The organism is Hymenobacter aerilatus (genome assembly GCF_022921095.1).
GTDB lineage: Bacteria > Bacteroidota > Bacteroidia > Cytophagales > Hymenobacteraceae > Hymenobacter > Hymenobacter aerilatus.
Window position 1 is genome coordinate 351,262 of record NZ_CP095053.1, and the last position, 23,847, is coordinate 375,108.

A 23,847-nucleotide genomic window follows, 5' to 3' on the forward strand; every position below is an offset into this window, starting at 1 on the left:
ACCTTTTCTGTCATTTCGTCTTTGCTCTGGGCATGAAGCACCGTCTACTTTTCTTGTGCTGGTGGGCGATGCTGCTAACCGGAACAGCGCGGGCCCAAAGTCCGCAAACAAAGGCACTACACCAAGCTCTGGCCCAAGCCACTGCCGATACCAGCCGGGTGCTGCTGCTGGCCGACCTCAGCGCTTCCTACCGCTACTCCCGCCTCGACTCGGTGCAGTATTACGCCCGGCAGGGGCTGCGCCTGGCTCAGCAGTTGTCCTACCCCAAGGGCGAGGGGCGGTGCCTGTCGCGCATTGGGATGCTGCTGGGCGAGTGGGGCAATCTGCCCCAGGCCCTGCGGGTGAACCTGCAGGCTCTGCGCCTCAACGAGGCCGGCCACGACCAGGAAGGCACTGCCCGCACCCTCAACCAAACCGGCCTGCTCTACTACGCTCTCGACGATGGCCAGCCTGCGCTAGACTATTTTTTCCAGGCGCAGCGCATCTATGAAAAAGGTATTGGCGACGATTCGCAGCTGATCAGTGTGCTCACCAATATCGGCACCAGCTACATGCTGCTGAATCGGCTGGACGCGGCCGAGCTGTTTCTGCGACGCGCGTATGGGCTGACGGTTCGCTCACGCACGGTAGGCCATAGCTGCTGGGGCACCCCACTACCCTACGTACTGCGTGAAATGGGACTGCTGGCCAGCATGCGGAATCAGCCAGATAAAGCCATGCGTTACTACCACCTGAGCGCCCAGGCGGCCGTGCCCGAAAACGACCGGCGCAGCCAGAGTCGGGCCTACCAGTATTTGGCCGAGCTATATCAGCTCCGCCAGCAGCCAGACTCCAGCATCTACTACGCCCGCAAAGCCCTGGCCGTGGGGCAGTCGTTGCCGTTTATGGTAGGTGTGATGCGCAACAGCAACTTGTTGGCTGCACTCTTTACCAACCGCGGACAAAACGATAGCACGCTGAAATACATGCGCATTATGGTAGCCGCGGCCGATAGTCTGCACAATCCGCAGCGCATCAAGCAGCTGGACGCTATTGGCTTTGCTGAGCAGCAGCGCTTGCAGCTGCTGGAAGAGAGACAGGCGCAACTGCAACAGCACATACGGGTAGCTGTGTTGGTGGCGGTGGTAAGTGTGCTGGCACTGGCTACGTTGCTGCTCTGGCGCAGAAACCGGGTGCAGCGCTTGGCCAACCATCGATTGCAGGGCCTCAACGCGAAAATATCGCGGCAGGCCTCCGAGCTTACCCAGCAGCGCGACGAACTGGGCCGCACCCTGCAAGAACTGAAGATAGCCCAGAGCCAGCTGGTACTGCGCGAGCGAATGGCCGCCCTGGGCGACCTCATGAACGGCGTGGCCCAGGAGGTGCGCCACCCTGTGCAGCGCGTGCGCGAGCTGGCCGGCATCAGCGAGCAGCTGTGCCAGGAGCTGCGCGGCGAGTTTTCCCGGTGCGCCACCTACCTGGAAGACGGGGAATATCTGGATGAGATGCTGCAAAACCTGGCCCAGCACCAGACCAATATTGTGCAGGCCGGCCAGCGAGCCGATGTGATTGTACGCGGTATGCTGGAATATGCCAGCGCCCAGCCGGGGCCGCGCCAACCCACCGCCCTCAACGGGTTTGCCGAGGACTACCTGCGCATCACCTACCACGACCTGCGCGCTAAGCACCGCTACCTTGCGGTGGCCCTGTTTTTTGAGCTTGACCCGGCCGTGGGCAGCGTACCCGTGGTGCGCCACGACCTAGGTAGGGCGCTGATCGGCTTGTTTGCCAACGCGTTCTACGCCGTGCAGCAGCGCCAGCAGCAGCTGCCCGGCGAAGAGTACGTGCCGCAGGTGAAGCTAAGCACCAAACGCACCGCAGGGCAGGTGGAAATCCGGGTGCGCGACAACGGGCCGGGTATTCCGGCGGCCGACCTACCCAATATTTTCCAACGCTTCTTCACCACCAAGCCCGCCGGCGAGGGCACGGGGCTGGGCCTGTCGCTAAGCTACGACATCATCACGCGAGGCCACGGCGGCACGCTCACAGTAGAGAGCGAGGTAGGAGAGTGCACGGAGTTCTGCGTCACGCTGCCGGATGCCGAGATGAACCCGGCGCAACCGTAATGCAGGTTCTGTGTCCCTCATCCGCGGCCACCGTGCGCCGCGTTCTGTTCCAAAACCATTCTTCGCGAAGAGTATGAAAAACGTAGTACTACCCCTGCTGGGCGTGCTGGCGTGCAGTGCCCCGGCGCTGGCGCAACAGGCCGAAAAGGTAGATCAGGCCATGGTCGCCAAGATCAAAGATGAAGGCATGAACCGCTCCAAGGTGATGGAAACGGCCTTCTATCTGACCGATGTGAGCGGCCCGCGCTTGGCTAACTCACCTGGCCTGATGCGCGCCAGCGAGTGGGCCAAAAAGCAGCTCACCGACTGGGGCCTCGCCAAGGCTAACATCGAGGCGTGGGGTGATTTTGGTCGGGGCTGGGAAATTGAAAAGTCCTACGTAGCCATGACCAAGCCCTACTATCAGGCTATGCTGGGCACGCCGAAGGCCTGGACGCCCTCCACCAACGGCCCCGTCAAAAAGCAAGTGGTGCTGGTGAAAGTGGGTTCGGAGGCTGATCTGGACAAATACAAAGGCCAGCTGCGCGATAAGGTGATTATAACCGAAGTAACCTCCATGCCGAAGCTGGGCCTGGAGCCCGATGCCCGCCGCTACACCGATGAGGAGCTGCAAAAAATGGCCGCGCCCGTAGCCGCCGACGCTACCCCCCGCCGCCCCTCCATGACCGACGAGCAACGCGAAATCATGCGCGCCCGCGCCGCGCTGCGCAGCAAGCTGGCACCGTTCTTCATTAGCGAAGGCGCCGCTGCCGTGCTCAGCAACCCCCGCGGTGGCTCGGTAGGCACCTACTTCACCAGCAACGGCGCCCCCTACGCCGCCGATGCTCAGCCGGTGCTACCCGAGCTGGAAATGGCCACCGAAGACCAACTACGCATGGTTCGGTTGGTAGAGGCAGGCATTCCGGTGGAAGTGGAGCTGGAAACCAAAACCAAGTTTCAGACCCAGGACCTGAAGGGCTACAACGTGGTAGCCGAAATCCCCGGCACCGACCGGAAGCTGAAAAACGAAATCGTGATGCTGGGTGGCCACCTCGACTCCTGGCACGCCGCCACCGGCGCCACCGACAACGCCGCTGGCTGCGCCATCATGATGGAAGCCGTTCGCATCCTGGAAGCTCTGAAAGTGAAGCCCCGCCGCACCATTCGCATTGCGCTGTGGAGCGCCGAGGAACAAGGATTGCACGGCTCCAAAAACTACGTGAAAAACCACTTCGCCGACCCTGCTACCATGCAGCTCAAGCCCGAGCACGAGAAGCTGGCGGCCTACTTCAACCTCGACAATGGTGCCGGTAAAATCCGTGGTATCTATGCCCAGGGCAACGAGGGCGTGATGCCCATCTTCGCCTCCTGGCTCCAGCCCCTCAACGACTTGGGCGCTACCACCGTTACGGCCCGCACCACCGGCGGCACCGACCACCTGTCGTTTGACGCGGTGGGCCTGCCTGGCTTTCAGTTCATCCAGGACCCACTCGACTACGGCACGCGTACCCACCACACCAACATGGACACCTACGAGCGCCTACCCCCCGAAGACCTCAAGCAGGCTTCGGTGGTAGTAGCCACCTTCGTATATAACGCCGCCATGCGCGACCAAAAGCTACCCCGCAAAGCCCTATCCACTGCCAAGACAGTAGGTCAGCGGTAAGCTGATACCTTTAAGGTTACAACAAAAAAGGCGGTCAAGTTGACCGCCTTTTTTGTTGTAACCATTTGTTATACTGAAATAATCGTGTGTCATCCTGAGCATTCCGCGCATCAAGCGGCGACGAAGGACCTTCTCACACTAGAACGACCATCATAACAACGACTCGTTCTTGCGTGAGAAGGTCCTTCGTCGCCGCTTGATGCGCGGAATGCTCAGGATGACAGAGAATATTTATAGTACCACCAGCTTCTTCACTACCTTTTCCGTAGCACTAGACACCTGCACCATATACACGCCACTGGGTAGGGTAGCTTTTTTACCTAGATCTAAGGTGCTTTCGGAAGTAGTTTGCTGCCACACCTGCTGCCCGTTTGCATTGGTAACGCGCACCGTGAGCGGGGTAGTTGGGTCAGGGTTTTGCAAGCGCAGTAGCAGCGGCGTGCCCGCCGCCCGCGGGTTAGGGTACACCTCTACGCCCAGCGAGGTAGGCAAGGTAGCGGCTGCCGCGCCGCCGTCTTTGGCAGTGGCTGCGGCAGAGAGGGTAGCCGTTGTCACCTTTGTGATGCGTAGCCAGTTGAAGTTCCAGCCGCCGGTTTGGGCAAACACGCCGAAGTTGTAGGTGCCCGCATTCACGTTCACGGTCTGCGACACGGTGGTCCAGTTCTGCCAGCCGCCCGTGGCCGGAATGCTCACATTTCCGAGTTGGGTGGAGCCTGCGTTTAGGTCCGACGACAGGGTAGCGCCACTGGGGCTGGCCACGCGGTACTCAATCTTGTAGGCGCCGGAAGTAGGGAAGCTCACGTTGTTGTAGGCCATCCAGTCGCCGGCGTCGATGTAGGCTACGTTCTGGCCGCCGCCCGTATCGGTGGTGTTTTCCAGCTGCACGCCGTTCATGCTGCCGTAGCTCTCAGCCTGAATGGTAGTGGAGGTAGGCGTCGTGGTACCGCCGGTTTTCTGGTATACCCGCACGTAGTCGACATACATGGTAGCGGGCAGCTTGCTTTCGTCTACGGTCTGGCCGGGCCAGTTGCCGGCCACAGCCAGGTTCAGCAGCAAGAAAAACGGTCGGTGAAATTCCTCGGTACTACCCACGTTGTTGAGAATGCTCATCTCGTGGTACTTCACGCCATCCACAAACCAGCGGATGGCGCTGGCGTCCCACTCCACCGAGTACACATGGTAGCCCGAGAGGTCGAGGGAGGTGTTGCCGCCGTATTCGGCGTGGCCATTGCTGTCCCAGTGCGGCGTGCCGTAGATTTTATTTTCGGAGTTGATGTGCTCCATGATGTCGATTTCACCGCAACGAGGCCAGCTTACTTGGTCGATGTTGCCGCCCAGCATCCAAAACGCCGGCCACAGGCCTTGGCCCAGCGGTACCTTGATGCGGGCCTCCATCTTGCCGTAGGTGAACTCCTTGATGCCCTTGGTAATCATGCGAGCCGAGGTGTAGGGCATGCCGCCTACCGTCTGCTTCCGGGCCGTGATTTGTAAGATGCCGTTGGCTACCGTAGCATTGGCGGCCTGATAATACTGCTTCTCATTGTTGCCCCAGCCGCCACCGCCGGTTTCAAATTTCCAGCTGGAGCTGATGCCGTTGGTAAACTCATCGGCCCACACCTGCTGGTAGGTTTGGGCCTGCACGGCCACTGGGCCAGCTAAGCATAGTGCAGCGCCCAGAAGTTTGGTAAGCGTGTTTTTCATAGAAGTGGAGATTTTGGTGGAAAGGAAAGAAAGAGCAAGGGTAGGGGGCCGGCAGAGGCGGCACAGAGGGTGGGGCCAAGGCCCGGTCAGCATTGGTACCGAGTAGGGTAGCACAGCACCGAAAGCAACCAAATGTTCCAACTTTCCGGACAAAATACAATAGCTCACGCCGCGCCGCCGCACACAGAAAATACTTCGGTCATACTATGCGTATCCGCAGCTATACACTTGCCGCACACGTGGCGCGGGCCTGCATTTCCGACTGCACGGGTAAAAGTGCCTCTGTTGTCTGCATGCACCTACTGCCTACTAAACAAGGGAAACAAGCCGCGTACGCCGAAATTTTTTCGAAAAAAATCTGCAGCTCGCCAATCAGGAAAGTACTAAAAAGCACATTGCCCTACCCCCAGGCGGTGGGTAGGGCAATGCAAGGGCAGCTGAGGAGTAGCCTGCGGCTATACGTCCATGGTGTAGATGCGCTCCATCAGGCGCCACTTTTCGGCGGCGGTGGCCGTGGCGGTAGTTTGCTGGCATGCCGATACCACGGCTTCCCACTCGGCCTGCCGAGGCTTGGTGGCCAGGGTTTGCATAGCGGTATCGTGGTCGAAGTCAGGCACAGTGTCCATAATCATAAAGGCTTGATTATCGACTAGGTAGATTTCCATGTGCAGGATGCCCACCTCCCGCATTCCCTGCGCTATTTCGGGCCAAACGCCCTCGGGGGAGTGCAGTTTCCGGTAAGTAGCCAGCAGTTCCGGATTGGGCTGGAGGCTAAGGGCTTTGCAGTAGCGTTTGTAAGGGGTAGGGTGGGGTTTTTCAGGGTATCCCATTTGTGCAAGAGAAAGTGAACAGAGGAAAAGTCTCGCGAGGAGGTGAGGTGGTGCGGGCGTTGTCAGTGGTGGTTTGGGCTTAGCCCAGCTGCTTTTTGAACAGCTCCAGCGTGCGTTGCCAGGCCAGCTGCGCAGCAGCGGCATTGTAGCGGGCCGGGGAGGTGTCGTTGTTGAAGGCGTGGTTCACACCCTCGTACACGTAGAGCTGGTAGGGAATGTTGGCGGCCTTCAGGGCGGCCTCGTAGGCCGGGATGCCGGCATTTACTCGCTCGTCCAGGCCGGCGTAGTGCAGCAACAGGCGAGCTTTGATGTTGGGCACATCTTCGGCCTTAGGCTGGGTGCCGTAGTACGCCACGGCTGCGTCCAGCTTGGGGTCGTGGGTAGCGAGCTTGTTGGCCATAGCGCCGCCCCAGCAGAAGCCTACGCAGCCGGTGCGGCCGTTGCAGTCGGGACGAGCGCGCAGGTAGGCGAGGGCCGCCAGGTAGTTTTGGAGGGTTTTGTCGGCGTCGAGCTTGCCAATGAGCTGGCGGCCCTCGTCCTCGTTGGCCGGCGTGCCGCCAAACTCCGACAGCGCATCTACACCCAGAGCTAGGTAGCCGGCCTGAGCCACGCGCCGCGTCACGTCCTGAATATGCGGCGTCAAGCCTCGGTTTTCGTGAATCACCACCACCGCCCCGCGCTTCTTCTTTTTCTTCGGCTGCGCCAGGTAGCCCTTCATGGTCACGCCGGCCGCGCCAGGCCACGTCACGGTTTCCGTCAGTAAGTCGTCAGCGGTGGTGTCTATAGTAGCGGCTTGAGCGTAGCCGGGCTCCAGGGCGGCCAGGGCCGTGGCGGCCAGCGCCGTGCTACCCACCAGCTTGGTTAGCCGCTCCAGAAACTCCTTGCGCGAGAGCGGGGCGTGGGTGTATTCATCAAATAGATTGATAATGCGCTGATCCATAGAAGGAAGAAAACGGTGAGAGGGTAGGGGTGAGGCAAGCCGTAGGCAACGCCGGGGTAGACAGCATACATGCCCGCGAGGGCTCCTTGGTAGAAGCGGTAGTCTAATATAGAGCAGGTAGCTTGCATTTGGTGCGTATTCCTGCTAACATCAGCAAACGGGGCCACAGGCCACGCGTATGTATTGCTCTTTTCCCTTCCCATCCCTATCCTATGAAGCTATTCGTTTTCGCGGCCCTACTGGCGGTGCCGCTGGTGCCAGCCACTGCCATAGCGCAAACCAAAACGGCCCCTGCCACCGACCTCACCCGCAACCGGGTGCAAACGGCCAACGGGCCGCTGGAAGGCGCCACAGCAGCCAGCGGCATCCACGAGTTTAAGGGCGTGCCGTTTGCGGCGCCGCCCATAGGCGGACTGCGCTGGCGCGAGCCGCAGCCCGTGAAAAACTGGACTACCGTACGTTCTGCCAAGCAGTTCGGCCCGCGCGCCATGCAGCTCCCCCTATTTGGCGACATGAATTTCCGCTCTGACGGTGTGAGCGAGGACTGTCTTTACCTGAACGTGTGGACCCCCGCCAAAACGGGCCGCGAAAAGCTGCCGGTACTGGTGTATTTCTACGGTGGCGGCTTTGTGGCCGGCGACGGCTCGGAGCCGCGTTACGACGGCGAGAGCATGGCACGGCGCGGCATCGTGGCCGTCACGGTCAACTACAGACTGGGCGTATTCGGCTTCCTGGCCCACCCCGAGTTGACCAAAGAGTCGCCCCACCATGCCTCCGGCAACTACGGCTTTCTGGACCAGAGTGCGGCCCTGCGCTGGGTGCAGCAAAACATTGCGGCCTTCGGCGGCGACCCAAAGCAAGTGACTATTGCCGGGGAGTCGGCCGGGTCGATGTCGGTGAGTGCGCAGATGGCCTCGCCGCTGTCTAAAGCATTGTTTGCGCGGGCTATTGGCGAGAGTGGCTCCATGCTGAACACGAGTTTCGGGCCTGTGCCTTTGGCCGAAGCTGAGCAAACCGGGGTAGCCTTTGCTACCAGCCTGGGCGCTGGTTCGTTGGCCGCGCTGCGCGCGCTGCCGGCCCAGCAACTGCTAGAGGCTACCGGCAAGCCGGGAACGGCCCGCTTCGCGCCTACCCTCGATGGCTACTTTTTTACGAAGATGCCCACGGCCACGTTTGTCGCAAGCGAGCAGGCGCGTGTGCCGCTGCTGGTAGGTTGGAACTCGCAGGAAATGGGCTACCAGGCGCTGCTGGGTCAGGATCAGCCCACGGTGGCCAATTACACCAAAACCTTGCAGAAGCTCTACGGCGACCAGGCTGCTGCCGCGCAAAAAGCCTACCCTGCTACCACCGACGCCGAAGTGGAGCAGGCCGCTACTGACTTGGCCGGCGACCGGTTCATTGCCTATAGCACTTGGAAGTGGGCCGAAATGCAGCAGCAAACCGGTGGCCAGCCCGTCTACCGCTACCTCTATGCGCGTCCCCGCCCCGCCATGACGCCCGAAATGGGCAACGCCACCGCCGGCTTGGCTGGAGGCGTGGTAAAGCAAGCTGCTGATGCTCCCAAGGCGCCCCCAGCAAAAGGAGCAGTGCACTCTGCCGAAATAGAATACGCCCTCGGCAACCTGAGCACCAACAAAGTATACGCCTGGACTCCGGATGACCGCCAAGTGTCCAACACATTGCAAACGTACTTTGCCAACTTCATCAAAACTGGCAACCCCAACGGGGCCGGACTGCCCACCTGGCCTCAGGCCAGCAGCGGGCAGGTACTGCGCATTGATGTGAAAACGCAGGCCGAACCTGATAAAACCCGCCCGCGCTACTTGTTTATGGAACAGCAAAGAAGCAGATAAGTGCAAGGGGGTAGGCGCTACTTACTGCGCAACCGCCCCGAACCAGACATGTGGTTCGGGGCGGTGTGGTAAACTACTACGCGTACAGGCTGCGCAATACGACTAGTAGTGGCAGAAGCGCAACAGTAGAATCAAACAAAAAAATCTGGTTAGTAAGTTGTTGTGTTTATATTATACTAATTATATATCATACGCAATGCTTTCCTCCGCTGATCTGATTCCTGCCGATGATGAGGCTCGGCTACGGGCGCTGGTGCCTTTTCAGGAGTTGCTGGCGCTACCCGATGTGGTCTTCGATGCATTTATTGAGCTTATTGCCTTAGCGTTCAATGCGCCGGTTGCCATGCTGTCGTTTGTGGATGCCGACTCGGTGTGGATGAAGGCGCTGTATGGTCTATCGGAGCCCCGGCGGGTGCCCCGTACGCAGAGCCTATGCTCTATTACCATTCTGCACGAGGGAACCACTGTCGTACACGATTTAAGCACCGCAGTGCTACCTACTCCCATAAGCGACCTGCTCAACGAGATGCTGCACCTGCGTTTCTACGCTGGGCACCCGCTGCAAACACCGCAGGGCTACAACATTGGTGTGCTAGGCATTGCCGGGCGCGCAGCCCGCGCTTTCGATGAAGACCAGCAGCAGCGGCTGTGTAAGTTGGCTTCAGTAGCCATCCAATTGCTACAGTTGCGGCTTATTCTACCCCATAGCAAGGCCAAACCTTCGCCGGCCTGGATTTTTTTCCATGATGAGCTAACGCAGTGCATCGTGCAGTTGGAGGCTGGTAGCACAGGCACCCGCCTAGAGCAAATTGATCTAATTGCTGAGCTATTGCAGCGCGACCTGAACTACATAAACCAGACATTGCGCACATGATGCGCTAGTCAGCGAGTGCATAGACGTCGTTTTCTGGCAGCAGTTACTCCGCTTCCCGGTTCACCGTATCAGGGCTGAAGGCCGGCACGCAAATAGACCAATACTCGCACTCCTCCGCAAACGGATTGGAGTAGCGCACCCGGGCGCCCGCCTGTATCAGGAGCGACTCGCCCGCACCCAGTTCCAGCACGTCGCCATCCACCTCGAAGCGCTTGCGCCCCCTGACAATCAGCGTAATCTCATCGAAGGCCGGCGTTTGATGCGGCTCGCTCCAATGCGGTGGGGCCACCATGTGGGCCACGCTGTACTGCGGCGTGTGCGTGCTGGCCAGGCCAATATGCTCTTCGATGAGCTTGCCATCGGTGGTGGGCACCCGGAAGGGAGCCTGCTGGCGGAAGTAGCGCTTTTCGGACATGGGGAGGGTAGGGGCGGTGGTTATTTGGATGTAGTGTCCGCGCAGGCGCCGCGGGTGTAGCTCGTCACGCCGGCATTGTCGGCGGCGCAGCTGTTGGAGTACGTTTTGCCGTCGCAGCCACACACGGGGTCATAGTTCATGGGGCACATGGCATCCTTGCGGATTTTAGCCGGATCGATGCAGGCCGTAGCCGAGGTAGGCGGAGTAGCGCGGTTGCAGGCAGCGCTGCTCAGCAGCAGGCAGGCAAAAAAGAATTTAGAAAGCATAGACGAGCAAACAGATAGCGTGGCCGCAAAGCGCGGTTCTAGCAGCAAGTACGAAATAAGCAGGTAGCCGTTGAAATATTCGGGTATTCCTATTTTTTGGCGGCTGGCGTAAACCTCGGCTCCCGGCCTTCGTATAGAAAGGCAGATTGCTACCCTGCTGGCGTGTAGCCTAGCGCTGATGCTCCTGTAAGCGGTTGCCAATCGTTCATCTGATTCTACACACAACTTTTCTCTCCTAACACAATGTCCTATCAAGAAGAAGACAACACGGGTAAAATCCTTCTCGCTGCTCTTGCTGGTGCAGCCGCTGGTATCGTAACTGGTCTGCTCATTGCACCCGAAAAAGGTAAAGAAACCCGCGAAAACCTGAAAAGCGCCGCCACCAAATACAGCGGTCAGCTAGGTGAACAGTTGTCGAAATATGGCGAAGAGCTGGATTCTAAGTTCAAAGGCTACGTTGAGAAACTAGAAGATCTGGGTATCGGCGAAGTAGGCAGCAGCCTGAATCTAAAAGGCAACTGGGACGAAGCGAAAGGCAAGCTGAAGCAGCAATACGCACAGCTCACCGACGAAGACCTGGAGTATGCCGATGGCAAAGGCGACGAGCTAGTAGGCCGCTTGCAGCAGAAACTGGGCAAAGGCAAAAAAGAAATCGTAAAGCTGCTCAACGACCTGTAGGTCTGGCAACTTTTCCCACTGAAAAAAGGCCTGACGTAACACGTCAGGTCTTTTTTGTTACCCCTGGGTTAACCCTAGCTACCTAGGTTGCGTTATTCGCTGACAGACTGCCTTTTCACTCTTTTCCCTATTCTCATGAAGGACAATAAAGACAACGCCGGTAAAATTATCCTCTCCCTGCTCATTGGCGCTACTGCTGGCGCTGTAGCTGGCTTGCTGCTGGCACCCGAAGCAGGCGAAGAAACCCGCGCTAACTTGAAGAAGTCGGCCGCCAAGCTTGGCGAAGACGTAAACAAGCTGCTGCAAAAAGGTCAGGAAAGCATCGACCAAGCCAAGACCAATGCTGCTGGTCTAGTAGAGCAGGGTCGGACTGCTGCTAACGACGCCTTGGCTTCGCTGTCGGCGGAGGCGCAGGGCTTGGCTGGCAAAGCCACTGACCTAGCCCACCAGGCTACCGAGCAAGCTAAAAAGGTAGCCGACGAGGTAAGCAGCAAAGCGCAAGCGCTGGCTGGTACTGCCACTGACAAAGCGCAGGCGGCTGCTGATACTGTAACTGGACAAGCAAAGGGTTTGGTTGACCAAGCGAAAGATGTAGCCGACAAAGTAACTGGCCAAGCAAAGGACCTGGCCGGATCCGCGGCCGATAAAGGTGAAGACGTAGCCGAGCAGGCTGAAACAGAACTGAACAGCGCTACGGCCGAGGCAAAGCACATTGTAGACCACGCAAAGACGGCTACAATTAACAAACCCGCAGGACCACAGCCTACCCCCAAAGTAGACCCCATAGAAGCCAAAGCGCATCATAACGCCAACACAAACGGTGACGTAGCGTAACTTTTTTCGAAAAAGTTATCAGTTTTGTAACCCTACCCTGAGCTAGCCGTTAAAGAATATATAACCGGCTTAAATAGATGAACGGATAGTTGTTTGTCGTAAAATTGCCGACAGTAGGAGCTTCTGCCTGAACTGGTCAAACATTCAGGTCGTAAAATCATACTTGTCCATCGCAAGCTTCTGCAAACAGACCGTTCTGAATGGTTAGCCGATTAGATTCGAAAGGCCGCCCGCAATTACTGCGAGCGGCCTTTCCTCGTTTGTAGTATGCTTGTTTGAACTATGATACTAAGTAAAGCCGAAGCATCTCTACTGGTGGTAAATCAATTACTCACAGTAAAAGATACTTCGGCTTTACTTAGCAGAGAGTGCAGGACGCAACGCTAGCAACTAACCCGACTTACGCCTCCGGGTGCGGAGCATTTTCCGATTTAGTGTACTCCGGCTTCATCTGCGGGAAAAACAGCACATCTTGGATAGATGTAGAGTTCGTCATAATCATGCTCAGACGGTCGATGCCGATGCCCAGGCCGGCCGTGGGTGGCATGCCATACTCTAGGGCCCGGAGGAAGTCCTCGTCGAGCACCATGGCTTCAGTGTCGCCGCGCTTGCCTAACTCCAGCTGTTCCTCAAAGCGGGCACGCTGGTCAATGGGGTCATTCAACTCGGAGAAGGCGTTGCAGATTTCTTTGCCATTGCAAATAGCCTCGAAGCGCTCTACCAAGCCCGGCTTGTCGCGGTGCTTCTTCGCCAGCGGCGACATCTCCACAGGGTAATCGGTGATGAAGGTAGGCTGAATCAGCTTCGGCTCTACGTGCTCTCCAAAAATCTCATCAATGATTTTGGCTTTGCCCATGCTGGGGTCCAGCCCTACTTTCAGGTCCTTGGCAGCAGCGCGCAGCTCTTCTTCGTTCTTGCCATCAATGCTGAAGCCGGTGTAATGCTCAATGGCTTCGGCCATCGTGAAGCGCTTCCAGGGGCGCTGGAAGTTGATAACGTTTTCGCCTACCTGCACTTCGGTTTTGCCGTGCAGAGCCAACGCCACGCGTTCCACCATTTCCTCTACCAGGTCCATCATCCAGTAGTAGTCCTTGTACGCTACGTACAGCTCCATCTGGGTGAACTCGGGGTTGTGGAAGCGCGACATGCCCTCATTGCGGAAGTCCTTCGAGAACTCATACACCCCATCGAAACCACCCACAATTAGGCGTTTCAGGTATAGCTCGTTGGCAATGCGCAGGTAGAGCGTCATGTCCAGCGTGTTGTGGTGCGTTTTGAAGGGACGCGCGGCGGCACCACCGTACAAGGGCTGCAGGATGGGTGTTTCCACCTCCAGGTAGCCTTTGTCGTTGAGGTAGTTGCGCATGGCTTGCACCAGTTGCGTACGCTTCACAAAAGCGTCGCGCACGTGCGGGTTCACCACCAAGTCTACATAGCGCTGGCGGTAGCGCTGCTCAGGGTCCGTAAAGGCGTCGTAAGTTACTTTTTCGCCGGTAGCCTCGTCTACGCGCTCTTTCACTACAGGTAGAGGGCGCAAGGCTTTGCTCAGCAGCTTGAAGTTCTTCACGTGTACTGAGGTTTCGCCCACCATCGTTTTGAACACGTAGCCTTCTACCCCCACGAAGTCGCCTAGGTCAAGCAGTTTCTTAAAGACGGTATTGTACAGCTCCTTGTCCTCGCCGGGGCAGATTTCGTCGCGATTCACGTAGAGCTGAATGCGGCCGGAGGCGTCCTGCAACTCGGCAAACGAGGCCTTGCCCTTCACCCGAATCGACATCAGGCGGCCAGCCAGGCGTACCTCCTGGAAGTTGTTCAGCTCGGGGTGGTAGTTATCGTGAATTTCCTGGGCGTAGAAGTTCACGTCAAACAGCTCCGATGGATACGGCTCGATGCCGAGCTTGTGTAGTTCGTCCAGCTTCTGGCGACGAATCAGCTCCTGTTCGCTAAGATGATGCATAGGGTAGGGGTATGGCAAACGGCGGCAGCCGCTAAAGTCAGGCTGCAAAGGTAAACCATGGCGCAACAAAAAACGCTGGTCTAGCAGACCAGCGTTTACGTATATATGCAGTAGGGCTGTTATAAGTAGTTGGATTAGGCAGCTACGCCAAGTTGCGGCTCATGCTGCTCGCCGGTCAGCTGCGGCTCTACCCGTGTGCGGAGGCGCTCCTGCACAAAGCCGTGCTGCAAGTGCTTAGGCAGATCGGCTATAAGCTGCTGGTAGCGTTCCAGACCTATAGCCTTGGCTACATAAGTTTCGTGAATGCCATTGAGGTAGCTCACCACATGCAGCAGCGACTCGTGGAACAGTTTGAAGTCGATGTCGGCCTCTACGTAGCGCTCAATCTCGCGGCTGGTCTGGGAGATCTGCAAGCGACCCAACAGATCAAAAATGGTAGTGTAGCCTAGGCGCCAAGTAATCTGCTGCCAGTGCGCAGCCGTCCACTTATCCAACGGCTTGCCAGTCTTTTGGCTACGGATGGCCGTGTTGGGATTGTTCTGCACCTGCTGGCGCGTCCACTGCGCTTTCATCTTGCGCGTGGTGCGCAAAAACTGACCAATCTGGGCCTGTGCCTCAATCTCCTTGCCGGCAATGTGCAGCCCTGCCTTATAGCCCGCCAAGGGTAGGCGGTGGATGCTAAAGTCGCCGTAGCTGCCAGCAGCGTAGAATGATACCGGCCGTGGGTAAGCATTACGCACTACCAAGCGTCCTACCTCCCGCCGAATAAGCGAGGGGTTGTTGCTGCGCACACCCGTGGTATACAGGAACGCCTGCAAACCAGCTAAGATAGTGTGATAGGCCTGCGGGAAAGTCCAGTGCAGAGCATTGCGCAAGTAGTCCTCGTCGCCTAGCTCGGCAGTAGCGCGCAAAGCGTACTCAGTGCTCCAGCACGCATGCAACAGACGCGTAATGTTCTGCACATCTGCATCCGTCAGCTCGGCCTCATGGGCACGGAAGTAGGGAAGATGCTGCAAGCCACCCAGCGCATCATCACCTTCCTGGATATGGTAATTCAGGGCGAAGAAGTAGTTGAGGAACACCTGGGCCGGAATGGATTTTCGCCACGTTTCCTCAGCTTGTTTCTGCTCGTCCGTTACGAGCGGAATGATCGGGGTTTCCATTGTCGTCGTCATGCTAAGTAAACAGGTAATGGTCGCTTATTAGTTGCATATTTACTAAAAATATTCGTAATATATTATTGGTTGTAAATGTTTGATTTTAAGGTTAATACGAATAAATAATATCTTGTAAATATTTAAGTATTCTCAAGGATATTTGCTAATAGTATTGGTCATAGTACTTGGAAACAAAAAAGCCCCGGCACCACAAGGGTACCGGGGCTTTTTTCTCAGACGAAAATCGTTTAGGCTTCGTCCTGGATAACTAGTACGGCCTCACGCAAGGTCATGTCCTTACGCAATGGCTTCACAAAACGAACGGCACGATTCACCTTTATCGTATCGCTACCCTGAGCTTGAATGTCGGTAGCCAACGCACTGATATTGATGGTAGCCGCCGCTTTCTGCGCAGCTTCAAACTTATCCGATTCAATTTTGGCCTTGTCCTGCTCGGCTTTGTACGTCGTCAGCTTCAGCGACACGCTGGTGTCGTTCTTGCGCTGTACCATACGCTGCACCATCTCGCTCATCAGCTTGAATCGCGGGTCGGTAGCTACGCGTTTCTGGCTGGCCGCGGTTAGCTTGGCTACGTTTGGCGCATCGGCCCAGGTTTTGTAGCGAGCAGGCGCAATTTCGTCCCATTTCAAAGGGTACTCCGATTCTTTCTCGCCTTGGTCGAGGTAGCTATACGGGTCAGGCAGCACAATGTCCGACATCACCCCTTTGAACTGCGTAGAGCCACCGTTGATGCGGTAGAACTTCTGCGTTGTCAGCTTCAGCGAACCGAAAGGCTTAATGCTATTGAACTCAGCGGGTAGGGCATCGTCCAGATCGAAGATGCGCTGTACAGTGCCTTTGCCATACGTGCTAGTCGAGCCCATCACAATGCCCCGCTTGTAGTCTTGGATGGCCGCGGCTAGAATTTCGGAGGCCGAAGCGCTGAACTTGTTCACTAGTACCACTAGTGGGCCCGTGTACTGCACGCGAGGGTCACGGTCGTTGAGGACGGTAGCAGCACCCTGGCGGCTACGCACCTGCACTACCGGACCGCTATCGATAAACAGACCAGCCATTTCTACAGCATCAGTTAGTGAGCCACCGCCGTTGAAGCGCAAGTCAAGTACTAAGCCCTGGATATTTTCTTTCTGTAATTTCTCCAGCTCTTTCTTTACATCACCAGCTGAGCTGCGGCCACCGTTGTCGTTGAAATCGGCATAGAAAGAAGGCAGCTTGATGTAGCCGTACTTCTTCCCATTTTCGTTGATGGTAGCCGATTGGGCGTAGGTGTCTTCAATGATAACCACGTCGCGGATAATCGGGATAATCTTCGTGCTACCATCAGATTTCTTCACCGTGAGGCGTACCTCCGTGCCTTTCTTGCCTTTGATGAGCACAATAGCCTTATCCAGGCGCATGCCTTCTACAGACACTGGCACTTCAGCGCCCTGGCCTACCCGTGTAATGATATCGCCGGCTTTCAGCTCGCCCTGACGATAGGAAGCACTACCCGGAATGATATCAGCCACTTTAATCTGGCCGTCTTTCTCTTGTAAAGAGGCACCAATGCCTTCAAAACGACCTGTCATGGCCTGATCGAAGTTGTCTTTGTCGCGGGGAGCGAAGTATTCGGTGTGGGGGTCGTAGGTATTAGCTACCACGTTGGCATACATCGCCAGGCGGTCGTTAGCATCAGTTTGCAGCAGGTCGCGGAACTGGTCGTCGTAGTACTTCAGCACACGTTTGCGAGCTTCGGCCTCCATTTGCTCAGGCGTGCGGTTGGGCTCGTTGGTTGTGAGGGTAGCACTGTTGGCAGTAGAAGCAGCTAAGTTGCCTTTGCCAGTGCGCTTGGCTTGCTCATCTATTATCTCCGACATCTGCACCAGAGTGCGGTATTTCAGAAACTTGCGCCAGTCCTCACGCTGGGCGGCCTTATCAGCCGGAAAAACCATCTTTTCCGGATCGGTTTCCATCTTTTCCTCCACAGTAAAGTCAAATGGCTTGGTCAGGATGTCGCGGTACAGGGCCTGAATATCCTTCACCCGCTGATCCATCAACTGCGTGCTCATATCCAGAAACTCGTGCGACCCACGTTTCACCTGGTCGTCGATGTCTGATTGATACTTGCTGAGCTGCGCCACATCTGACTTCAACAGAAACTTCTTGTTGACGTCAATACGCTTGAGATACAGATCAAACACGCGCTTCGAGAAAGTATCGTCTATCTTTTCGGGCTGGTAATGCGCGATATTGAGCCCGCTTAGCATTACTTTGATCAGCACATCGTCTTTTTGGGGCGCAGTAGCATCGTTGCGCTGGTACAGCTTATAAGAAGCCAGCACAAAGATGGCCATCACCAACGAGGCGTACAGGCCTATTTTGAGTCGTGGGGAAGACATGAGAAAAAAATAAAATGGAGGAAAACCAAATATAGGGAAAACACACTCTATCTACGTACGTGCGTACAAATTGCGTGGTTCAGCCTTAGAACGCCCAAAGCAGGCAAATAAGTGCCTTATGTTTAGCAGTGATTGCAGGTAGAAGAGACTGCTTCGCAGTTGAGCAACCGCTACTTGCTGAACAATAAAAAGACAGTACAAAAATTCAGCCCGAAACACAAAGAAGCCTTTCCTGAATCAGGAAAGGCTTCTGTAGTATATCTACCTAAGCAGGTAGAACGTGTTTCTAGTACTTATAGATACGGTCGCCTTGATTGCGACGGAATTCCTCTTCAAAGTAGCGAGCATCTTCTTCGTTGCGGGGTTTTACACCCATTACGATGCCGCCGTCTTTTACGTCCTGCTCATATTCAGCAGCGTGCTCCTCAGGAATACCCGAGCCTACCAGCGCGCCTACTAGGCCACCCGTCAAGCCACCAGCACCAGCACCAGCCAGCGCAGCGGCAATAGGACCAGCAATTACCAAGCCCAAGCCGGGTAGAGCTACTGAAGTACCAATGGCAGCAATAGCACCAATCACGGCACCAGCAGTACCACCAATAGCCGAGCCTACACCAGCGCCTTCCATAGCTTTGTCGCCTAAATCAGTCGCAGGGGTGTCTTCGCCGAAGTGCGTTTTGCGCGTTTCGTCCGACATCAACAGGTTAACGTCGTCCTTGCTGTAACCACGCGAAGACAATGAGTTATAAGCATTTTCAGCGCTGCTCCGGTCACGGAAAGTAGAGGTTATCATGCTGCCCGAACGATAAGGCTCGCCAGTTACAGCGTGTGCAGCCTCGTCGGCCGTATTTTGAATGCCATCAATACCGCGGCCTACTGCAGCACCAACCGAACCAGCTACTGCCGCACCTTTAGCAGTAGCGCTGTAGTCGTCGCCGTCAATAGCAGGGCTAGCGCCTGTGCCAGCATTATAGCTGGTGCCTTCATTGCTCGTGCTGGAGCTGTTGCCTACCCCTGTGCCAGTGTTAGTAGTACCATAGTTAGCACCGGCACCGGTGCCCATATTTTGCGGGTTGTTGCGGTCGTTCGTGTTCATTAGGAAAGAGTCTTAGAGGTGATAAGTAAAAAGGTGTATCTCAGACCAGTGCATGCACTGCATGCCTGAATCTTGAAATACACCTGTTTTAACGAGGGCAGTACTACAGGGTTGCAATGGGCGCTGTAGTTGCCCTTATTTTGCACTCTTACCTTGTTTAATTGTATCTGGAAGCGGGCTATTGCCTATAGGAACTGATGATAATTCTCGTCGTTTTGCCAAAAATCACGGCATTCATTCCGTAGTGAGTTCACAAATTCAGGGTCTTGCTTCAGCTGTCGCCACTCACCCATACCCAACCGCTCACACATCTTAAAGAAATTATCGCCTTGGCCTTTAGCACCTTTAATCTTCACTAAGCAGCTCAGTAGCGGACGTTTGGCGTGAAATTCCGATTCGGATATTTCGGCTAGAATTTCAACCAAACGCGACTTTTCGTGGGAGATATCCAGGTTCAGTCCTAGTTCTGCTTCTTGAATGAGATTCAAAAAGCTGGTAGTACCAACTTGCTGACGGGCAAAGCGAATAAGATGCGTACGGACGCGATTAATCATGTGGGAAAAACAGGGGTGGAACAAATACCCCGGGTGGTAGGGGCACAACGACAAGGGGAGCTAAAACTATGCCGTTCCCGGTGGCATATCAAACCGACATCCGCCGCCGTGCTATCTCCTTCTGAATCAATAAAAACTCGCGGCTGCTCTGCCCGGCAATAGCCGTGTTTTCGTCGGCGCGGCGCAGGAGGTAGGGCATCACAGCGGCTACTGGGCCATAGGGCACGTACTTGGCCGTATTGTAGCCCGCGTGCGCTAGATTGTAGGTAAGGTTGTCGCTCATACCGTATAGCTGGGCAAACCATACGCGGGGGTCGGCAGGTGCAATTCGGCGGGCTTGCATCAGCTTTGTGAGTAGGAGGGAGCTAGCTTCATTGTGGGTACCCGCACACAGGCTGATACGGTCCAGGTGGTCAACGCAGTAGCGCAGGGCATCGTCGTAGAGCTGGTCGGTAGCGGCTTTGGTAGTGTTGATGGGGTTGGTGTAGCCGCGCTGGGCGGCAATACGGCTCTCCTTTTCCATATAGGCACCACGCACCAGCTTGCCGCCGAGGTAGTAACCTTCGGCCTTGGCGGTGTCGTGCGCCTGTTGCAGGGCTTCCAGTCGGTCGTGGCGGTAGAGTTGGTAAGTATTCCAGACAATAGCCGACTCACGGTTGTATTTGGCCATCATCTCATACGTTAGCGCGTCGATGGTGTCTTGAAACCAGCTTTCCTCTGCATCAATAAATACTCGTACTCCGTGGCGATGCGCCAAGCCGCAAATGGCATCGATGCGGGCGTGGGCGCGCTCGTAACTAGCTTGCTCGGCAGGCGTGAGGGGCTTGCCAGCCTGCTTCTTTTCGAGCACGGCACTGTCGGCTACTCCCGTTACTTTAAAAACTGAAAACGGAATGTGCTTAGAGCGATGGGCCAGCTCTATAGTTGCCAGTAGCTCGTCGCGGGTGCGGTCGAAACTCCGGTCATTGCCCTCGCCTTCCACAGAATAGTCGAGAATAGTGCCAATGTTATAGCGGCCCAGCTCCTCAATCACCGGTTTGCATTCCTCAATAGTTTCGCCCCCGCAGAACTGCGAAAAAATACTGTGCTTTACCAAGAATTTGACGCCAGGAATGTGCCACCGTAAGGCGGTTTTCATAAGGGAGCCGCCTGCCTTCACAGTGGCTGGGCTGTTCATGGCCGCAAACAGGGCGTAGGTTTTGCGCAGGTCCGCGTCCGACTTGGCGGCGAAGGCAACAGCAGTATCCTCAAATGAGACGGGCGGAGCTTGGGTAGCAGGAGCAGGCATACAAGAAGCAAATCGGGAATAAGGCAGCGAAAAAGCCATTTTCGCAGGGCGAAGATACCTTTTTAACACTGTTTTCTCCGGCAGAGTTGCACCTGCTTGAAGGCACTACATCCGGGTGGTATCTTCCTTATTGGGTAGGGTAGGAAATAGCGGGATACCCTGCCACAGATGGCGTCGGCCGTTTGCGGGCGAACATATGTCCGCGCCCCTCCGAGTCTGTATCGCGCAGGTAGAGGCGGTTGCCAACAATGGTGTAGTACTGATGCGCCCGATATCCATGGTACACAATCAGTTGCTTGCGCCGGCTGCGGCGACGCAGCGAGAACTGCGCTGCCCCAGTCATAGAGTTGTCCTGGTAGAAGCGGGCTCGGCCGCGCCGGTCAAAATCTACGGCACTGGTATGTCCTACTACGGCAGGCGTCAGTTTTAAGGAGTCGGAAGGCAATGTAGTTTCCACCCATTCCCAGCGGCCTACCAACTGGTCTTCCACACCCGCCACCGAATCCCGACTGCAGCCTGTTGTTAGGAAACCGCCCACGCACAGAAGTATAAGGCTTCCCTTTGCGTATAGTTTGTTCATAAATAGATACTTAGATAGTGTAATAGAAACCCCACGCTAACATGATTCAATAAAGCCACGAAAGGTTGCAGCAAATCACGCTATTTTTACCGGAGTCCTTGCGGATTTTATGCAAAAAATTTACCAGAAAATTCAATAGCTGTGGTAGCTCCTCTTTTCATCGGCTCCGAATCGTTGGCTGAACTGGCTGCTTTGCTGGCACGCCCTGCCGTAGGGCAGGTAATAGTAGTAACAGACGACAACACGCAACGCCTGTGTTACCCCTTACTACGGCCCTACCTGCCCGCCAAGCACAGCGTAGTGGTACTACCGGCAGGAGAGGAGTTTAAGACACTTAGTAGTTGCGAGTTGGTGTGGAACGAACTTACGACGGAGCGCGCCGACCGGTTTGCTGTGGTCGTGAACCTGGGTGGCGGGGTAATCACGGACCTAGGTGGCTTCAGCGCAGCCCTATATAAACGGGGCATCCGGTTTATGCAAGTGCCCACTACCTTGCTGGCACAGGTAGATGCCAGCGTGGGTGGCAAAACCGGTGTGGACTACCAAGGCTTCAAAAATCACATTGGCGTGTTCCAGGAGCCGGCGGGCGTGTTCATCGACCCACAATTTTTACAAACGTTGGACCCGCGGCAGCTCAAATCGGGATACGCAGAGATTGTGAAGCACTGGCTGATTGCCGATGCCGACGCCTTTGCCACTGGCCGCCACATAGGTCTATTTGTGGAAGACTGGACGCCAATAATTCGGGCATCAGTAAAAACTAAAGAGGCAATTGTAGCGCAAGACCCATTGGAAAGTGGCTTGCGCAAAATTCTGAATTTCGGCCACACGGTGGGTCACGCACTGGAAAGCTACCTGCTCACGCAGCCCAGCCGCGAGATTCTGCACGGCGAGGCCGTGGCCGCGGGCATGATCTGCGAAAGCTGGCTATCGGTGCAGAAAGGTCTGCTGAGCCCCGAAGAGCTGGACAAGATTGAAACGTTCTTGTTCTCAATTTATGAGAAGGTGCCGTTCGTATCGCTGGAAACGGAAGCCATTGCCGATTTTGCCCGGCAGGATAAGAAAAACGCCGGTACTACCATCAACTGCACGCTGCTAGAGGCCATTGGCCGCGCCGTATACGATCAGCCTATTACGGTGCAGGATGTAGCCGATTCGCTGCGTTACTACCAAAAGATATAGCAAGTAATAGTCGCGCCGGTTTTGCTTAAGCAATGGCATTTCCAAAAACGGTCGGCGCACAGGCTTACAGCATACAGTACCCGATCTTTCACACCTAATGTACCCTTTCTTTTGTCTACTACCCTTACTTGGTCTAATCAGCCTTTGAGCGGCACGGCACAGCTGCCGGCTTCTAAAAGCGAAAGCAACCGCGCCCTCATCATTCGGGCGCTGGCGGGCGGTGGCCAACTCGACAACCTATCCGATGCCAACGACACGCAGCTAATGCAGCGCCTGCTAGCCAACCCCGCGGCTACAGAATTCGACGCGGAAGATGCCGGCACAGTGATGCGCTTTCTAACCGCCTACCTTGCCGCCACCAATAGCCACGGCCTGCTCACGGGCACTGCTCGGATGCAAGAGCGCCCTATTAAGGTGCTGGTAGATGCTCTGCGCGAACTGGGAGCCACCATTAGCTACGAAAAGCAGGACGGCTATCCTCCGCTGCGCTTAGAAGGCTGGCAGATGCCTACTACGAGCGAAGAAGAAATGCCAGAACTGGCTGTGCGCGGCGACATTAGCAGCCAGTATATCTCGGCACTGCTAATGATTGCGCCCACGCTCCCGCAGGGCCTGCTGGTGCGCCTGACGGGCAAGGTAGGCTCACGGCCCTACATCCGGATGACGCAGGCGCTGATGCAGCACTTCGGGGCCGACTGCCGCGACCTGGGCAGCGTGCTGCAAGTGCGCCCCCAGCCCTACCACCCCGCCGACTATACCATCGAAAGCGACTGGTCGGCGGCAAGCTACTGGTACGCCATGGTAGCGCTGGGGCCGCAGGGCTCTGAGGTGACGCTACCAGGTCTGCGGGAGTACTCCTGGCAGGGCGACCAAGCTATTGTGGGCATTATGGCTCAGCTGGGCGTGGCTACCGAATACGTTGCCGATGGCGTGCGCCTCACGCAAATTACGCCGTCCACGGCCGCCATTCAGGACTTCACCGATTGTCCCGATCTGGCCCAAACCGTGGCTGTAGTAGCCGCCGCTCTGGACGTGCCCTTCGACATGACCGGCCTGGAAAGCCTGCGCATCAAGGAAACCGACCGCATTGCCGCGCTGCAAACCGAGATGGCCAAGTTTGGTGGTGCTCTGACCGACTTGGGTGAAGGCCGTTTCCGGGTGTCGGCTACCGATTTCCGGGTGGCTGGGCAGTCGGTGGCTACCTACCACGACCACCGTATGGCCATGGCTTTTGCGCCGCTGGCTATGCGCGGTCCCCTCACGGTAGAAGCGCCGCAGGTGGTGCGCAAGTCCTACCCTCAATTCTGGAACGAGCTGCAAAAAGCTGGGTTCGAGGTGAAGTAGAGACGCATACTTGCGTCTTGTCGTTGAAATGTAAACCGTCCTGTTGAGCGGAGCCGAAGCATCTCGCGTGCCGATGAAAAATAGTAACTCACATCAGCACGCGAGATGCTTCGGCTCCGCTCAGCAGGACGGTCAAATAATAATTGCTA

The 23,847-nt window shown here is 56.3% G+C and carries 20 protein-coding genes; 8 read left to right on the forward strand and 12 right to left on the reverse strand.

Annotated features, from left to right (window positions below):
- Positions 1–32: 32 nt before the first annotated feature.
- Together MUN82_RS01450 and MUN82_RS01455 are read left to right on the forward strand one after the other, a co-directional pair.
- Positions 33–2,105, forward strand: coding sequence for a tetratricopeptide repeat-containing sensor histidine kinase (locus MUN82_RS01450; RefSeq protein ID WP_245094232.1), 2,073 nt, complete (start codon positions 33–35; stop codon positions 2,103–2,105).
- Between the two features lie 73 nt (positions 2,106–2,178).
- Positions 2,179–3,750 carry a M28 family metallopeptidase gene (locus tag MUN82_RS01455; protein WP_245094234.1) on the forward strand — a complete coding sequence of 524 codons (1,572 nt, stop codon included), beginning with the start codon at positions 2,179–2,181 and terminating at the stop codon, positions 3,748–3,750.
- A 231-nt stretch (positions 3,751–3,981) separates the two neighbouring features.
- Here MUN82_RS01455 and MUN82_RS01460 read toward each other — a convergent pair whose 3' ends face one another.
- The 3 genes from MUN82_RS01460 to MUN82_RS01470 all read right to left on the reverse strand — a co-directional run bounded on the left by MUN82_RS01460 (position 3,982) and on the right by MUN82_RS01470 (position 7,221).
- On the reverse strand, positions 3,982–5,451 hold the full coding sequence (locus tag MUN82_RS01460; protein ID WP_245094237.1) for a carbohydrate-binding protein: 1,470 nt from the start codon (positions 5,449–5,451) through the stop codon (positions 3,982–3,984).
- Positions 5,452–5,906: 455 nt separating this feature from the next.
- Positions 5,907–6,281, reverse strand: coding sequence for an L-rhamnose mutarotase (locus MUN82_RS01465; protein WP_245094240.1), 375 nt, complete (start codon positions 6,279–6,281; stop codon positions 5,907–5,909).
- Between the two features lie 79 nt (positions 6,282–6,360).
- On the reverse strand, positions 6,361–7,221 hold the full coding sequence (locus MUN82_RS01470) for a dienelactone hydrolase family protein (RefSeq protein ID WP_245094243.1): 861 nt from the start codon (positions 7,219–7,221) through the stop codon (positions 6,361–6,363).
- Positions 7,222–7,433: 212 nt separating this feature from the next.
- On the opposite strand from MUN82_RS01470, the gene MUN82_RS01475 reads away from it, so the two are divergent.
- Positions 7,434–9,074, forward strand: a complete 1,641-nt coding sequence (locus tag MUN82_RS01475; protein WP_245094245.1) for a carboxylesterase/lipase family protein — start codon at positions 7,434–7,436, stop codon at positions 9,072–9,074.
- Between the two features lie 196 nt (positions 9,075–9,270).
- On the forward strand, positions 9,271–9,948 hold the full coding sequence (locus tag MUN82_RS01480) for a GAF domain-containing protein (RefSeq protein WP_245094248.1): 678 nt from the start codon (positions 9,271–9,273) through the stop codon (positions 9,946–9,948).
- A 43-nt stretch (positions 9,949–9,991) separates the two neighbouring features.
- Here the strand turns inward: MUN82_RS01480 and MUN82_RS01485 are convergent, their stop codons facing one another.
- Positions 9,992–10,363 carry a cupin domain-containing protein gene (locus MUN82_RS01485; protein ID WP_245094250.1) on the reverse strand — a complete coding sequence of 124 codons (372 nt, stop codon included), beginning with the start codon at positions 10,361–10,363 and terminating at the stop codon, positions 9,992–9,994.
- Positions 10,364–10,383: 20 nt separating this feature from the next.
- Entirely contained in the window at positions 10,384–10,629 is a 246-nt protein-coding gene (locus tag MUN82_RS01490; RefSeq protein ID WP_245094253.1) for a Kazal-type serine protease inhibitor domain-containing protein, read from the reverse strand.
- A gap of 243 nt (positions 10,630–10,872) precedes the next feature.
- Here MUN82_RS01490 and MUN82_RS22335 point away from each other — a divergent pair, with 243 nt between their 5' ends.
- Both MUN82_RS22335 and MUN82_RS01505 read left to right on the forward strand, forming a co-directional pair.
- The gene (locus tag MUN82_RS22335; RefSeq protein ID WP_311136416.1) at positions 10,873–11,307 is read left to right on the forward strand and encodes a YtxH domain-containing protein; all 435 of its coding nucleotides are present in this window, start codon (positions 10,873–10,875) and stop codon (positions 11,305–11,307) included.
- 135 nt (positions 11,308–11,442) lie between these two features.
- The gene (locus MUN82_RS01505) at positions 11,443–12,141 is read left to right on the forward strand and encodes a YtxH domain-containing protein (protein ID WP_245094255.1); all 699 of its coding nucleotides are present in this window, start codon (positions 11,443–11,445) and stop codon (positions 12,139–12,141) included.
- 400 nt (positions 12,142–12,541) lie between these two features.
- Here MUN82_RS01505 and lysS read toward each other — a convergent pair whose 3' ends face one another.
- The 7 genes from lysS to MUN82_RS01540 all read right to left on the reverse strand — a co-directional run bounded on the left by lysS (position 12,542) and on the right by MUN82_RS01540 (position 21,172).
- Entirely contained in the window at positions 12,542–14,098 is a 1,557-nt protein-coding gene (lysS, locus tag MUN82_RS01510) for a lysine--tRNA ligase (RefSeq protein ID WP_245094258.1), read from the reverse strand.
- Between the two features lie 134 nt (positions 14,099–14,232).
- Complete coding sequence (locus tag MUN82_RS01515) at positions 14,233–15,261, reverse strand: hypothetical protein (protein WP_245094261.1); 1,029 nt, start codon at positions 15,259–15,261, stop codon at positions 14,233–14,235.
- Positions 15,262–15,503: 242 nt separating this feature from the next.
- Positions 15,504–17,654, reverse strand: a complete 2,151-nt coding sequence (locus MUN82_RS01520; protein WP_245094264.1) for a carboxy terminal-processing peptidase — start codon at positions 17,652–17,654, stop codon at positions 15,504–15,506.
- A 286-nt stretch (positions 17,655–17,940) separates the two neighbouring features.
- On the reverse strand, positions 17,941–18,750 hold the full coding sequence (locus tag MUN82_RS22340; RefSeq protein WP_311136417.1) for a hypothetical protein: 810 nt from the start codon (positions 18,748–18,750) through the stop codon (positions 17,941–17,943).
- Between the two features lie 185 nt (positions 18,751–18,935).
- Positions 18,936–19,304 (reverse strand): hypothetical protein, encoded by a 369-nt coding sequence (locus MUN82_RS01530; RefSeq protein WP_245094267.1) that lies wholly within the window; start codon positions 19,302–19,304, stop codon positions 18,936–18,938.
- 88 nt (positions 19,305–19,392) lie between these two features.
- Positions 19,393–20,592: a proline dehydrogenase family protein gene (locus MUN82_RS01535; RefSeq protein WP_245094270.1), complete on the reverse strand. Its 1,200-nt coding sequence runs from the start codon at positions 20,590–20,592 to the stop codon at positions 19,393–19,395.
- A 127-nt stretch (positions 20,593–20,719) separates the two neighbouring features.
- Entirely contained in the window at positions 20,720–21,172 is a 453-nt protein-coding gene (locus tag MUN82_RS01540) for a hypothetical protein (RefSeq protein WP_245094273.1), read from the reverse strand.
- 141 nt (positions 21,173–21,313) lie between these two features.
- On the opposite strand from MUN82_RS01540, the gene aroB reads away from it, so the two are divergent.
- Together aroB and MUN82_RS01550 are read left to right on the forward strand one after the other, a co-directional pair.
- The gene (gene aroB, locus MUN82_RS01545; RefSeq protein ID WP_245094275.1) at positions 21,314–22,354 is read left to right on the forward strand and encodes a 3-dehydroquinate synthase; all 1,041 of its coding nucleotides are present in this window, start codon (positions 21,314–21,316) and stop codon (positions 22,352–22,354) included.
- Between the two features lie 111 nt (positions 22,355–22,465).
- Entirely contained in the window at positions 22,466–23,698 is a 1,233-nt protein-coding gene (locus tag MUN82_RS01550; protein WP_245094278.1) for a 3-phosphoshikimate 1-carboxyvinyltransferase, read from the forward strand.
- Positions 23,699–23,847: the final 149 nt, after the last annotated feature.